We start from the raw sequence: 14,654 nt of genomic DNA, 5'->3' as shown, positions 1-14,654 counted from the left end.
GGCAACACCGATTCAAGCCACGGATGACAAAAGCTACACCCTTTCGACGTTACTTAAAAACCAATCTACGTCGCTTGTATTGATGCTACGGGTAAATGTCCATTCTTCTTTAAGATTTTCAAGTTTATCAACAACATTTTTCCCCTGAAACAATAATTTAATAAAAACATTATTACCGAACATATAAATTTCAGAAAATTGAGCATTTAAACTTGTAGAATCTATAAAATCCCCGTAATCAGGTGCTATTTCTTCAAATTTTTCTAAAAATCTTTTATCTATCAATTGTCCTAACTCTTCTTTTTGCTTGTTAGTTATTGCTTCAATAATCATTTGAAATGCTGCTTTAGCATTATTTATAAAACTAATCGGCTGAAATGATCTAAGACGTTTTTGTAGCATTTCCAGACCCTCGAAAACCGGTGTTAGATTTTGCTCGACTATCAAGCCTTCTAACGCTTTTAAATCCTTAATGACGGGTTGGTTTTTCCTAGCAGAATCATTTGAATTGCTTGAAGTAGAAGTGACGTCTTTAACAGTCGGCTCCCCAAAATATGATTTATGTTTAGTGGGATCGTCATCGGAAGTAGAACCCAGCGTAGTAATTAGCTTATTAATAATAAAAAAAGCGATACCTGCAAAAATTAATAACTCGATTATTTGAGCGGACATTGATTATTTACTCTGAAAAATATTAAAAAGATATACGTATATAATAATATCCTATTATAAAAAAGGAGTTTTTAAAAGTTATTTATAGTAGAGACTATTAACAAACTTAATTTTAAAAGTAATTCAGGTTCTGTGAACAAAATTTAAATTAGTCTATTTTAGTTTTTTCTATACTTCTAATTATAAGATTTTTAGTAAATAGATTTATATCAAAATACTTGACTAAATTACTATGGTATTATAGTTTAAGATAAAAATAACTTTTAAAAGAAGAGCAGTATATGATGCTAACAACAAAAGGCAGATATGCAGTAATGGCTATTTTGGATATGGCATCAAGGTTAACCGATAAGCCGATTACTCTAGCCGAGATTTCTTTAAAGCAGAATATACCGGTTAGTTATTTAGAGCAAATTTTTGCCAAGCTTAAAAAAGCTAATTTAGTAAAGTCAATTAAAGGACCGAAAGGAGGATATATTCTAGCTGGTAATTTACATGAAATAAAAATTTTTGATATCATGGATGCTGTTAATGAAAATATTATAATGACTACATGTTATAAAAAATCAGTTAAAAGTTGTGTGCCTAATACAATAAAATGTAATTCGCATAAATTATGGAAAGGACTTACCAATCATATTCGTGATTATCTTGAAAATATATCAATAAAGGATGTTCAGCTAAATTTAGAAAGCTTCAGGCAAGATGAATTTAAGGGAGAGTCTGCGCAGCGTACTAGTTGTACGTGAGCATAGGTGAATACCGAAAATTCGCTTGTATCAAGCTTTTTGAATGATGCTGTAATTAAATAATTATGTTATATTTAGACCATAACGCTACCAGTTTTACCGAGCCGAAAGTTAAAGAATTAATGTTGAGTTTAATGGAAGGAGGTTTAAATCCTTCCTCTATTCATACACAAGGGCGATTAGGAAAAAAAATAATAGAAAAAGCGCGAGAGCAAATAGCAAACTCTGTCGGGATAGTGATAAACTTAAGAGAATATGAAATTATTTTTACTTCTTCAGGTACAGAAAGCAATAATTTAATAATGAAAAATTATTATGACGGGGATATTTTTATTGCCGCTATTGAACATTTATCAATTTATACTCATATAAAATATGCTCCTAATATTAAAATAATAAAGGTTGACAATGAAGGTATTATTAATTTAGAAGAGCTGGAAAAGCTGTTATCTCAAAGTAATAATAATAAAAAACTCGTTTCAATAATGCTTGCTAACAATGAGACTGGTGTTATTCAGGATATAGCCGCCATAAGCAAGATTACTAAGAAATACGGTGCTGCTTTACATAGTGACTGCGTGCAAGGATTAGGCAGGATACCTATAAATATCAAAAGCTTAGGGCTCGATTTTTGTACAATTTCAGGACATAAAATAGGAGCAGGATTTGGTAGTAGTGCATTAATTGCTAGCTCGAAAAATTCACTAACTCCGCTAACAATCGGTGGTGGGCAAGAGAAAAATATGCGTTCCGGTACAGAAAATGTTTTAGCAATCGCTTGTTTTGGTCTTGCTGCCGAAATAGTAACAACTGAAATAGCAGATAGATGTAAGAAAATGAAAGAGTTACAGGAGTTACTAGAGAAATACTTAAGTAAATATAAAAACGTAAAAATAATAGGGCAAAGTGTCTTAAGGTTACCTAATACCTCATTAATTATAGTACCTAAAACCGATGCACAAACAAAATTAATAGCTTTTGATTTAAGAGGTGTTTATGTTAGTTCCGGCTCTGCTTGCTCATCAGGTAAGGTATCTAAATCGCATGTTCTAAATGCTATGGGTTTAAACGAGGATGAAATAAGCTCTTCTATTAGAATATCATTAAGCCATAACCAAACACAACAAGACATTAAAATTTTTATTGAAGCATTTGAAGAAATTTACAACCAGGAATTAATATGAGCGAAACAGGAAAATCGACAATAGACTTCTTGCATAGCGTAGCTAATAAGGAGGAATTTGAAGGAAACACGGAACGCAGCACCGCAGCGTACTCTAGTGTACGTGAGGATGCGAGTACCGGCTTGACATACAAATTACCCTTAGAAGCAAGTTATACAAAAAGTCTAATTTATATGGATTATCAGGCTACTACCCCGATAGATCCAAGGGTAATGGAGGCAATGATTCCTTATTTTACTACTAAATTCGGCAATCCTCATTCACGTAGTCATTCTTTTGGTTGGGAAGCTGAGGAAGCTATAGAAAATGCAAGAAAGCAGGTAGCAACGCTTATAGGAGGTGAGGCTAAGGAAATTATTTTTACTTCTGGTGCAACCGAATCTAATAATTTAGCTATCAAAGGTATTGCTAAGTTTTATGGCGGCAAGAAAAATCATATTATTACTGTTGCCAGCGAACATAAATGCGTTCTTGATGCCTGTAGGCATTTAGAGCAGGAAGGGATTAAAGTTACCTATTTACCGATTCAAACAAATGGCTTAATAGATTTAGAAGTGTTAAAAAATAATATTACTGATCAAACTGTATTAATATCAGTAATGGCAGTTAATAACGAGATTGGTGTTATTCAGCCCTTAAAGGAAATAGGGGCAATTTGTCGAGAAAAAGGTATATTTTTTCACTCGGATATCGCCCAAGGGTTTGGTAAAATTCCGATTGACGTTAATGAATGTAATATTGACCTTGCAAGTATTTCCGGGCATAAAATTTATGGGCCCAAAGGTATCGGAGCGTTATATGTTAGGAAAAAGCCACGAGTAAGGTTAACACCGCTAATAAATGGCGGTGGGCAAGAAAGAGGCATGCGTTCCGGAACACTTCCGACGCCGTTAATTGTCGGGCTTGGCGTTGCTGCGGAAATAGCGTTAAATGAAATGCATAAAGACCTTGAACATGTAAATTATTTATTTGAAAGATTTTTAAATAATATAAATAAAAATATTTCGGATGTGCATTTGAACGGCGATAAAGATAAAAGATATAAAGGTAATTTAAATTTAAGTTTTGCAGGAGTTGAAGGTGAATCTACTATAGTCGGTATTAAGGATTTAGCGGTTTCTTCAGGTTCTGCCTGTACTTCAGCTTCCCTGGAGCCGTCATATGTTTTAAGATCTATGGGAATCGGTGAAGAACTGGCCCATACTTCTATCAGGTTTGGTATAGGAAGATTTACAACTGAAGAAGAAGTTGATTATGCAGTAAAGTTAATAACCGAAAAAATCAGTAAGTTACGGGAGCTAAGCCCTCTTTGGGAAATGATGCAGGAGGGGGTGGATTTAGCTAAAATAAAATGGGCAACACATTGATACTTTTCTGCTTTTAAAAATTGCTCTTTCATTTTATTAGGGATTCGTGTGCTCACGTACGTAAGTGTACTCTCCGCTCACTCACCCCTCAAAATAAAATTCAATTTTCAAAATCATTCGAGTATCCTATAAAATTTGAATTATAAAGGAGAATAACAATGGCATATAGCCCGAAAGTGATTGATCATTATGAAAATCCCCGTAATGTCGGTGCTCTTGATAAAGGAGATAAAAATGTCGGTACGGGGCTTGTCGGTGCGCCGGCTTGCGGAGATGTAATGAAATTACAAATTAAAGTTGATGAAAACGGTATTATTGAAGATGCCAAATTTAAAACATTTGGTTGTACAGCTGCTATTTCTTCAAGCTCTTTGGTAACTGAATGGATTAAAGGTAGATCAGTTGACGAAGCAGAGACTATTAAAAATACTGAAATAGCAAAAGAATTATCGTTGCCGCCTGTAAAACTCCACTGCTCACTACTTGCCGAAGATGCAATAAAAGCGGCTATAGCTGATTATAAAAATAAAAAAAATAATGGGTAAAAATGTTATTGCATTAACTGAAGCAGCAGCAAAACAAGTTAAATTATTGCTTGAGAAACGAAGCAAGCCGTCTTTTGGTGTTAGAGTTGGGGTAAAATCAGGCGGTTGTGCTGGACATTCTTATTATGTCGAATATGCCGATGATAAGAACCAATTTGATGAGATAGTTGAAGACAAAGGCGTAAAAATACTGATCGATCCGAAAGCATTAATGTATCTTATAAATACCGAAATGGATTATGTAGAGAGCCAATTTAAATCAGGATTTGTCTTTACTAATCCGAATCAGAAAGCAGAATGTGGTTGTGGAAAATCATTTAGCGTATAATACTACTCATCTTTCGAGAATTGAAAACCGTTGTTATATGACTTGTTTTATGTCATTCCCGCGCAGGCGGGAATCTAGAAAAATACAAAAAGTCTTCCTGAATTTGTTTTAGGATCAAATATTATAGATGCTGAAACAAGTTCAGCATGACGCAAGCAAGGATGGATTCCCGCCTTCGCGGGAATGACATAAACAATGTCTTACGATAATCCAAGGTAATAAAATAGGAGTTTCTATGCATTTACTTGAATCTATTACAGGAAAAAACTATATCAACGGCGAGTGGCTAACTTCTACAAAGCAAATACCGGTTATTAATCCTTCAACTTTGCAACAAATCAGCTCAGTACCAAATTTAGCTTTGCCTGACATTAATAATGCTATTAACAATACTGTAGAAACTTTTAAATTATGGTCACAAAGTTCTTTTGAGCAGAGAATATCGATATTAAGAAAATGGCATAGTTTAATACTCGAAAATATTGATGAACTGGCTTATATATTAACTTTAGAACAAGGAAAAATACTTCAAGAAGCAAAAAATGAAATTTTATACGGTGCTTCATTCGTTGAGTGGTATGCAAATATTATTCATAACATTCAAGGAACTATAAAACCCGGTAATAATAAAAATCATAAAATTATTACCGAACGTGAACCTATAGGGCCCGTTGCATGTATTACTCCATGGAATTTTCCAAACGCCATGATAACTCGTAAAGTTATTCCGGCAATAGCAGCAGGTTGTAGTGTGATATTGAAACCCTCAAGTCTCACGCCTTTTTCTGCCTTGCTACTGGCAAAGCTTGGAAGTGATGCCGGTTTACCTTCGGGAGTATTTAATGTAATTACCGGTGATTCCGATATTATCGGCAAAATATTTTGTGACGATTTTAGGATCCGCAAATTATCTTTTACCGGCTCAACAAATGTTGGCAAAATTCTTTATAAAAATTCAGCACAGACAGTTAAACGTATCTCTTTAGAGCTTGGTGGTAATGCACCTTTTATTATATTTGCGGATACGGATTTAGAACAAACAGCGAATGATTTAGTAATTGCTAAAACTAGAAATAGTGGACAATCTTGTACTGCACCAAATAGAATATTTATTGAAGAAAAAATATATGATCAGTTTATAGAAATTTTTACCGCTAAATTTGCTAAGCTTAAAGCTGGAGATGGTTTAAACGAGCAATCAGATATTGGACCTTTAATTAATAAAGCTGCTATTGACAAAATTCAAAGTTTACTGGAAAATGCGCAAGCTAAAGGAGCTAAATTATTTTGCGGTGGGAAAGATGAAGGAAATTTTTTAGAGCCTACTATTATTGTTAATTGTTCTGATGATATGGATATTTTTAAAACCGAGATATTTGGGCCAGTAGTTGCGTGTTATAAATTTCATACCGAGGCAGAAGTTATAGAAAGAGCTAATAGCACCGAGTATGGTTTACAGAGCTATATATATTTAAAAGATATAAGTCAGGCAAATATAGTTGCTTCTAGGCTAGATTTTGGTATGGTATCAATTAATGCACCACTGCCCGCAAGCGCTAAAGCGCCTTTTGCCGGACGTAAAGCCTCTGGTTTTGGCGTAGAAGGCTCATTTGAAGGAATATTTGAATATCTGAATACAAAATATATAAATTTACAGGAATAACGTCAAGGATGTTCGACAAACACAATTTTCTCGATTCTCTTAACGAACAGCAACGTAAAGCGGCTCTTCATACCGAAGGGCCACTTCTTCTACTTGCCGGGGCAGGGACGGGGAAGACGAAAGTATTAACCTCTCGGATAGCTAATATTGTTTATAAGAATCTAGCAGAACCGCAAAATATTTTAGCCGTTACTTTTACTAATAAAGCTGCTAAAGAAATGGCTGAGCGAGTTAACAGTTTAATTAGCTGTTATGGTCTTAATATCGGTACTTTTCATTCGATGGCGGCAAAAATACTTCGGGAGCAAGCAGAGCATTTAAATTTATCTTTAACTAGTAGATTTACGATTATCAATCATGATGATCAGATGAAATTAGTTAAGGATATCGTTAAACAAAAAGATATTGACGTAAAAAAATATGCTCCTAAGCTCTTGCATGTCATAATTTCACGCTGGAAAGATCAAGGGTTATTACCTTCTAAATTATCAACTTCGGATGTCACTCTTCCTATTCAACGAGTAGCGAAGCTTGTCTATGAAGAATATCAACGGGGCTTACTTCTTTCAAATGTGGTAGATTTCGGTGATTTATTACTTTACAATAATGAACTTTTTATAAAAAACCCTGATATATTAAGATATTATCAAGATAAATATAAATATATTCTAATTGATGAGTATCAAGATACTAACGTAGTGCAGTATTTATGGGCGCGGATGCTTGCGAGTCATTCTAAAAATATTTGTTGTGTCGGCGATGACGATCAATCTATTTATGGCTGGCGCGGCGCGGAAGTGGGGAATATATTACGTTTTGAAAAAGATTTTTCTAATGCCACAATTATTAAATTAGAGCAAAATTATCGTTCAACTTTGCCGATTCTTGCTGCAGCTTCTAATGTTATTAACAATAATAAAAATCGTCATAGTAAAACGCTATGGACTGATAAAGATAGCGGAGAAAAAATTAAAGTCGTCTCATGTTGGAGCGATAAAGAGGAATCAAGATTTATTGCTTCTGAAATAGATAAATTGATTAGAGAAGGAAAATACAACGCCAGTAACGTAGCAATATTGGTTCGTGCCGGCTTTCAAACTCGTAGTTTTGAAGAAGCATTTATAAATAGTGCGATGCCGTATAAAATTATCGGCGGCCTTAGATTTTATGAACGGATGGAAATACGAGATTTGCTCGCTTATATAAGAATTACGTTAAATCATAATGATAATTTAGCTTTAGAGCGTATTATTAATGTTCCAAGGCGATCAATTGGAGCAACAACAGTAAGCCGTATAAAAACTTATGCTATAGACCTTAACATTTCTGTTTTCACGGCTATTAAAGAAATGTTACAAAATGGAGAGTTTAAAGCTAAATTATATGATAGTTTAAACGATCTAGTTAACAAGATAGAACACTGGCAAGCAAGATATAATGCGGAAAGCCCTCTAGATGTTACGAAAGCTATATTGGAAGAATCAGGCTATCTTGATATGCTGAAAGAGGAAAAAACCGACGAAGCTCTAGGGCGCATTGAAAATATCAATGAAATGCTAAGAGCCATAGCAGACTTTAACGATATTCATGATTTTATCGAACATTCTAGTTTAGTAATGGAAAATGAAGTACTAGAAACCAATTTTGGTGGTTCTGTAACTATAATGACTCTTCATTCTGCTAAAGGTTTAGAGTTTGATGTAGTATTTTTACCGGGCTGGGAGGAAGGAGTATTCCCTCATCAAAGAACACTTAATGAAGACGGTGAAAAAGGGGTTGAAGAAGAGCGCCGCATTGCTTATGTTGGTATTACCAGAGCAAAAAAAGAGTTATATATTACCTTTGCCGAAAGCCGAAAAATATTCTTTGAAATAGTTAGATCATCACCATCCAGATTCCTTGCTGAAATCCCTGAAGAAATCATTATCCGAACTTCCTCAACAAAAAAATATTATCCTTATCATAATAAATTTTCTTTTTAACTTTTGATTTGTATAATAAGGTAATATTAATTATAAGCTAAGGAAAATAATATGCTAGATAATAAGAACATTGCTAAAATTGAAGGCCAAATACAGGATATAAAAAATCTGCCTGGAAGAATAAATACTTTAATTAAAAATACAGAATTCATTAATGATCTTATTGAAAAGCATATTCGCTCTAATGACTATATTATTAGTACAATTGAAGGATTAGGGGCCTCTACAATTAATAAAATATTATCAAATGATAAAATTCAAAAACTGGTTAATAATATAAATAATAGTTTAGAACAATCTATTAAACTAGAGGTTAACGAAGAAGAAAAAGGTAAACTTAAACTGAATTTATCAAAAACAGAAGCAGCGTTGAAAGGTTTTATACTACCTCTGAGTGCAGGTGGACCTTATGATGACTTAGGTTATGAAGGAGTAGTAGATAAAGCAGAAATTTTAAGTATTCCTGTAGCAGCTGTTAAAAAAGCTTTAGTTGAAGTAAACGGCAAAAATATACCAAAAGATCAATATGCTAAAGAAATAATTAAAATAGCTATGAAGATTCTTAAAGATAATAAACCCGCTTTTTCTCTAGAAAAGCTAGCAGAATATGAAAAATATATTACTCTAGGGGATAAAAGTAAAAAATCAAAATTAAATACAGATGAAATACCATTAGAAAAGTTAGAAGAACTTAGAAAAGCTGTTACCAAAACCACAGATCAAATCATTGAAAAACTAAATATAAATAAAGAAATAGGAAAAACCTTAGAACAATGTGTTACTATAATAAACAAATCCAAAATAGATAATAAAAAAGTTACTAAAACTTTAATGCCGGTATTAGCTACCTTGGATACTGCCTATTTATCTGAGAATAATGCGGTGATAGCAAAGGAATTAAAAACAGTAAATGCTCAGGGAACTTCACGGTGGGAAAAGTTTAAATCAATTTTTACGCGAAAAGATTATTTGGCAGAAAAGCTAGCGAAAATTGCTAGTGAGCATGTTTTAAAAAGTGATAAATATGCTGAGACAGAAATTAATGATAAAATTTTTTCAAATGCTATATCAGAAAAACAATTAGGAGTAGGGTTATCAAAATTTATTGAACAAAATAAGGATAAATTAAAAGATTTAGAGATTATTACGTCAAAACCTTCTAAAGAAATTAATTCAAAAGAACGTGCAGAGCTTCGTAAAGTTAATCCTGTTGGATTTGATAAAGTATTATTTAGTCCACCGTCTCATAAGCAGGAAGAGGCAGTAAAGAAAACAGGTGAAATACCGATCTCTCATCCATCCATTACTCCTAATACAAAAGGTACAACAGGAAATAATAGAGAACGGGGATAATAATTATATTTCCTAACCCCCCTGTGTCATTGCGAGCACTCGAAGAGTGCGTGGCAATCTAAAAATAATAACCTTATGACATTTTTTGTCTAGATTGCCGCGTCGAGACTACGTCTCTTCTCGCAATGAGGATATTTTTTGTAATGAGTAGGCTCTGTGAACAAAATTTAAATTAATCTATTTTAGTTCTTTTTTGCTGCAAATTATAAGATTTTTTTGAAATATGAATAACTATTCCTACAAAAATCTTATTAATTTTTACTAAAAAATCTCTTAAAATATAAATAACTTAAATTTTGTTCACAGAGCCTAGGAATACATAATCTTAATGTGCAAAAATATCGATCTCGCTCCAGCCTAATAAATCTAAATTTGCTCTAGTTGGTAGAAAATTAAAGATATTTTTAGCTATTTCAAGTCTATTCTCGGCGATGAGCATTTTTTGTAAAATATCTCTTAATTGATGTAAGTAAAGCACGTCTTTAGCGGCATATTCTTTTTGCTCATTAGATAACTGTTCAGCCCCCCAATATGAAGATTGTTGCTGTTTAGAAAGTTGTAGAGAAAGTAGCTCTCGGCATAGGTCTTTGAGGCCATGACTTTCGGTATAAGTTCTTACCAATTTTGACGATATTTTAGTGCAAAAAATATTCTCTAGATCAATTTGTAAATATTTCTTTATTGCTGCCAAATCAAATCTGGCAAAATGAAATATTTTACATCTATTTTTATCTAATAATAATTTTTTTAAATTAGGAGCAGCATAATTTTTATTAATAAAATTTATAAGATGAGCATCACCGTTGCCATTACTTAACTGTAATAAACATAAATTATCTCTATGAAGATTTAATCCCATAGTTTCGGTATCTATTGCTAAATCTCCCTCAAGATGAAAATCATCTGGAAGGTCGTGTTGATAAATCGTAATAGCCATAATTCCTTTCAATTTTTTGTTGTAAATACTTTTTCATTAGGAGAGGCTATACCTAAAACCTTTCTTGCTTGTTCATCCAGCATGTCTTTATCCAGTGATTCGGGTCTTAATAATTTTACGTTATGTTCAATTTCGACTCTTTCAGCTCTTAAGGCCTTTAACTCTGTATATGCCTTTTCAAGTTGCTGATTCACCCTTAAATAAGCAATAATACCTTTATTACCATAAATTGAGTGAAAAACAAAATAGCCAAGTAATAAGGCTAACGATATATTAAATATCAATTTTTTGGAGTTATTATTTAATATAAAATTAAAAATAGTCATAAATATGTAAAAACAATAATATTGGGCTTGTTAAAATTATACTATCAAAGCGGTCTAACACACCCCCATGCCCAGGTATTATAATGCCGCTGTCCTTAATATTAAATTTTCGTTTAAAATACGAAACAAATAGATCACTTAATTGCGCCGTTAATGCTAAAGCGCAGCTTATTATAAATAAATTCTTAATATGAAAACCAAAGGCTACACTGACAAGCACAGTAATAGTTCCTGCTGATATTACCCCGCCAATTAGACCGCTCCATGTTTTATTAGGACTAATTTTAGGAGCTAACTTTGCGCCTTTAATAGTTTTACCCCCGATCATGGCAAAGGTATCAACCGACCAAATAATAACAAAAAAAAGTAATATCAAATATTCATTATTACCTTTAGCTTGTAATAATGTCAGCGAAATAATAGGCAAGGGAATAATTATTAGCCCCATTAACAAATATGTCAGTGATGATTTCGTCATATCATACCACTCGCATAGCATACCTATGGCAACTAATACCATTAAAACATAAAATAACGGTTTTAGCCATAATATAGCAATAATAAATACTGGTCCTAGAACCAGTGCAGATAAAATTCTTAATAACATAGTAATATTTGTTTAGTATTTTAGGAAAAACCCCGTCATTGCGAGGAGGGACGTAGTCCCGACGTGGCAATCTCTCTTAAATTTCATAAGATTGCTTCGTCGGCATAAATGCCTCCTCGCAATGACGATGCCGTTATGGTTTCATCTTTTGCCAAAAGTCCTTTTTCTTTGTGAATAGTCATTTAATGCCTCTACTATATCATCTCTATTGAAATCAGGCCAATATTTAGGAGAAAAATATAATTCAGCGTAAGCGGCTTGCCACAGTAAAAAATTACTAATACGAAAAACTCCGCCTGGGCGTAATAATAAATCTACATCAGGCATTGCGGGATCATAAAGAGCATTTTTAAAATCATTTTCGGTGATTTCTTTTTTACCGTTAACTATAAGTTTTTGACAGGCATCGATTATCTCATCACGACTACCATAGCTAAAAGCTATACATACCGTTATTTTATTATTGTATTTCGTTAATTCTATTGCATCTTTTATCTGGGCTTGCAAATCCGAACTTAGACGTTCAAGCCGGCCTATTACTTTTATTCTGACTCCATTTTTATGAAGAGAAGCTATTTCTTCTGTTAAATACCCAGTTAATAATTTCATTAAAAAAGATATCTCAGATTTTGATCGTTGCCAATTTTCTGAAGAAAAAGTATATAAGGTTACATAAGGCACCCTAAGGTTAATAAGCTCTGGCAATAACTCGCGAATTTTATTGGCTCCGACTCGGTGACCTTCTGCCTTCGGCAAATTATGTCTTTCTGCCCAACGAGCATTTCCGTCCATTATTATTGCTAGGTGTTTTATGTTTATAACCATTGTAATTTATATTTTTAACTAATTTTAATGATATAACTCCGATTATTAAGATATAAATGTAAAGTTTAAAAACAAAATTGCGCAGCGTATATTTATTATGTGAACACAAGCGAAGCTTGCTAAATTTAATATATAAACCTTAATAGTTCAAGCTATATACCGGCATTTTGATTCTAACAGCCAATCCCCCTAAATCCTTGCTATCTTCCAGATAAATAAATCCCTTATGATCATTTATTATTTCTTTAGTAATAGCGAGCCCAAGCCCGACGCTACCAGAATCCTCAAGATGCCTTGCCTTATCAGAACGATAAAAAGGCTTAAAAACAGATAGTTTTTCTTTGTCACTTATGCCGAGGCCATTATCTTCAATATTTATTATTACGTAAGAATTATTAGTTTGTACTGAAATTTTTATTTTATTTGAGTATTTTATAGCGTTACTTATTAAATTAGACAAGGCTCTTTCAAACGAATGTTGTTTAATCTGTACTTGTGCGTTAGTTATATTATCTAAATTTATTAATTCTATATCTACATGTGACCATTTATTTAAAAAGGATGCAACCCACGAATAAATAACAACTACTTCAAATTCTTCAGTATTTTCGCCTTGCGCAAAGTCAAGATAGGAATTAATCATTTGTTGCATGGTTAATATATCTAGCTTTAACCCTTCTGCTTCTTCCGAAGTTTCCATTAGCTCTAATTGTAATTTCATTCGAGTTAAAGGGGTGCGTAAATCGTGGGAAATCATAGCTAGCATATTAGTTCTTTTAGTAATTTGTTTTTCCAAGCGTTTTTTCATTTTTAAAAAAGCAAGCCCGGCTTTTCTTATCTCTAAAGCTCCCGAGGGCTTGAAATTTCTAGCTTTTTGAATTCCACGGCCGAATTCATCAGCTGCATCGGCTAAAGCTAAAATCGATTTTATTTGATTTTTAGAAAAAATTATAGAAACAGTGAGTAATATAATGGTTAGAAATATAAGCCATAAAACAAAAATATACACGGTCGGGTTAAGTAATAATTTTGCCGGAAAAGTAATTTGTAATACACCTTCAGCTAATTGAAATGATGCCTCTATTTTGTGATCGTTATTTAATTTAACAATATTTTTTTCAGTAATTTTAGTGTTTAAAATATTTTTAAAAATTTCTAACGATTCATTTAATTTCGGTTGTTTTGAAGATAGTTTAATATTTGGCTGAAATTGGTAAGATAAATTAAGATAATTTTCCCATGAGTTTGTCTTTTGTCTATCTCCGTTTTTATGTTTTTTAATTAAAGACTCCATTTCATTAATAATAATCGTGCTGGTATAATATGAGACATTATACCAATGACGGTCATAAAATAAAAATATTGCTAAGAGCTGGCCTATTAAAATCGGAATAATTATAATTAAAACAAAGCGAGCGAATAATGTTTTAGGCAATAATTTACGTATAAAAAGCATAGCCCTCATTCCGCACGGTTTTTAAATATTTAGGTTCCTTAGGATTATCTTCAATTTTACTTCTTATCCTAGTAATTTGCACGTCAATAGATCGTAAACTAAGCCTGCCCATTATTTTGGATAACTCATCTCGTGATATTGCTTTTCCCGTACGCTCTATTAGTATTTCAAGTAATTTTTGTTCAGTTGAACTAAGCGGTATCGACTGCGTATCTTTAATAAATTCTTTGGAATCAAAGTTATAATAATTATTACCGAATTTTTTTATGTTTTTTTCTTTTTTATAATTATTAATTAAATTATTGATCCGCAATAATAACTCTCTCGGCTCAAAAGGTTTTGTTAAATAATCTGACGCACCGGCTTCTAGCCCCTTAACTCGGTCGTCAGGCTCAGATAAAGCGGTTAGCATAACGATTGGTACAGCATTCCCGGCATCCCTTATAGTTTCGGCGAAATCAAGCCCTGTTATCTCTGGTAACATTACATCAAGAATGATTAAATCATAATTAGAACGCGCAAGTAAATTTTTAGCTTCAATAGCGGATTCTGCCGTTGATACTAAAAAGTCATTTTTATGTAAAAATTTCTTCAAAAGCGCTAATATTCTGTTATCATCATCGACAATTAAAATGTGAGCTTTATATTCTTTCATAATTA

At 32.8% G+C, this 14,654-nt stretch carries 15 protein-coding genes; 8 read left to right on the top strand and 7 right to left on the bottom strand.

What is annotated here, in order from left to right; genetic code table 11:
• Positions 1 to 33: 33 nt before the first annotated feature.
• Positions 34 to 672, bottom strand: a complete 639-nt coding sequence (locus tag OTR29_RS05135) for a Tim44/TimA family putative adaptor protein (RefSeq protein WP_422229679.1) — start codon at positions 670 to 672, stop codon at positions 34 to 36.
• A 281-nt stretch (positions 673 to 953) separates the two neighbouring features.
• On the opposite strand from OTR29_RS05135, the gene OTR29_RS05130 reads away from it, so the two are divergent.
• The 8 genes from OTR29_RS05130 (at position 954) to OTR29_RS05095 (ending at position 9,843) form a co-directional block, all read left to right on the top strand.
• Positions 954 to 1,421, top strand: a complete 468-nt coding sequence (locus OTR29_RS05130) for an Rrf2 family transcriptional regulator (protein ID WP_422229677.1) — start codon at positions 954 to 956, stop codon at positions 1,419 to 1,421.
• A 65-nt stretch (positions 1,422 to 1,486) separates the two neighbouring features.
• The gene (locus OTR29_RS05125; protein WP_422229675.1) at positions 1,487 to 2,605 is read left to right on the top strand and encodes a cysteine desulfurase family protein; all 1,119 of its coding nucleotides are present in this window, start codon (positions 1,487 to 1,489) and stop codon (positions 2,603 to 2,605) included.
• Positions 2,602 to 3,972, top strand: coding sequence for an IscS subfamily cysteine desulfurase (locus OTR29_RS05120; protein ID WP_422229673.1), 1,371 nt, complete (start codon positions 2,602 to 2,604; stop codon positions 3,970 to 3,972). The genes OTR29_RS05125 and OTR29_RS05120 overlap by 4 nt, the downstream gene beginning before the upstream one ends.
• 158 nt (positions 3,973 to 4,130) lie before the next feature.
• The gene (gene iscU, locus OTR29_RS05115; protein WP_422229671.1) at positions 4,131 to 4,517 is read left to right on the top strand and encodes a Fe-S cluster assembly scaffold IscU; all 387 of its coding nucleotides are present in this window, start codon (positions 4,131 to 4,133) and stop codon (positions 4,515 to 4,517) included.
• Positions 4,510 to 4,845, top strand: coding sequence for a HesB/IscA family protein (locus OTR29_RS05110; protein ID WP_422229669.1), 336 nt, complete (start codon positions 4,510 to 4,512; stop codon positions 4,843 to 4,845). The genes iscU and OTR29_RS05110 overlap by 8 nt, the downstream gene beginning before the upstream one ends.
• Positions 4,846 to 5,080: 235 nt before the next feature.
• Positions 5,081 to 6,508 (top strand): NAD-dependent succinate-semialdehyde dehydrogenase, encoded by a 1,428-nt coding sequence (locus OTR29_RS05105; RefSeq protein ID WP_422229667.1) that lies wholly within the window; start codon positions 5,081 to 5,083, stop codon positions 6,506 to 6,508.
• An 8-nt stretch (positions 6,509 to 6,516) separates the two neighbouring features.
• Entirely contained in the window at positions 6,517 to 8,490 is a 1,974-nt protein-coding gene (gene pcrA, locus OTR29_RS05100) for a DNA helicase PcrA (RefSeq protein WP_422229665.1), read from the top strand.
• A 51-nt stretch (positions 8,491 to 8,541) separates the two neighbouring features.
• Positions 8,542 to 9,843 (top strand): hypothetical protein, encoded by a 1,302-nt coding sequence (locus OTR29_RS05095; RefSeq protein WP_422229663.1) that lies wholly within the window; start codon positions 8,542 to 8,544, stop codon positions 9,841 to 9,843.
• Positions 9,844 to 10,168: 325 nt separating this feature from the next.
• Here OTR29_RS05095 and OTR29_RS05090 read toward each other — a convergent pair whose 3' ends face one another.
• From OTR29_RS05090 to OTR29_RS05065, 6 genes are all read right to left on the bottom strand, one after another.
• A complete protein-coding gene (locus OTR29_RS05090) occupies positions 10,169 to 10,780 on the bottom strand; it encodes a ribonuclease D (RefSeq protein WP_422229661.1) in 612 nt (203 codons plus the stop codon).
• Positions 10,781 to 10,788: 8 nt separating this feature from the next.
• Positions 10,789 to 11,106 carry an FtsB family cell division protein gene (locus OTR29_RS05085; RefSeq protein WP_422229659.1) on the bottom strand — a complete coding sequence of 106 codons (318 nt, stop codon included), beginning with the start codon at positions 11,104 to 11,106 and terminating at the stop codon, positions 10,789 to 10,791.
• Complete coding sequence (locus tag OTR29_RS05080) at positions 11,093 to 11,713, bottom strand: phosphatidate cytidylyltransferase (RefSeq protein ID WP_422229657.1); 621 nt, start codon at positions 11,711 to 11,713, stop codon at positions 11,093 to 11,095. The genes OTR29_RS05085 and OTR29_RS05080 overlap by 14 nt, the downstream gene beginning before the upstream one ends.
• A 141-nt stretch (positions 11,714 to 11,854) precedes the next feature.
• Positions 11,855 to 12,538: a polyprenyl diphosphate synthase gene (gene uppS, locus OTR29_RS05075; RefSeq protein ID WP_422229655.1), complete on the bottom strand. Its 684-nt coding sequence runs from the start codon at positions 12,536 to 12,538 to the stop codon at positions 11,855 to 11,857.
• Between the two features lie 139 nt (positions 12,539 to 12,677).
• Positions 12,678 to 13,994: an ATP-binding protein gene (locus OTR29_RS05070; RefSeq protein ID WP_422229654.1), complete on the bottom strand. Its 1,317-nt coding sequence runs from the start codon at positions 13,992 to 13,994 to the stop codon at positions 12,678 to 12,680.
• Positions 13,978 to 14,649, bottom strand: coding sequence for a response regulator transcription factor (locus OTR29_RS05065; protein WP_422229652.1), 672 nt, complete (start codon positions 14,647 to 14,649; stop codon positions 13,978 to 13,980). The genes OTR29_RS05070 and OTR29_RS05065 overlap by 17 nt, the downstream gene beginning before the upstream one ends.
• Between the last annotated feature and the right edge of the window lie 5 nt (positions 14,650 to 14,654).

The organism is Rickettsia endosymbiont of Halotydeus destructor, assembly GCF_049278075.1.
Taxonomy (GTDB): domain Bacteria; phylum Pseudomonadota; class Alphaproteobacteria; order Rickettsiales; family Rickettsiaceae; genus Rickettsia.
This window is presented reverse-complemented; position numbering and strand designations above follow the sequence as displayed.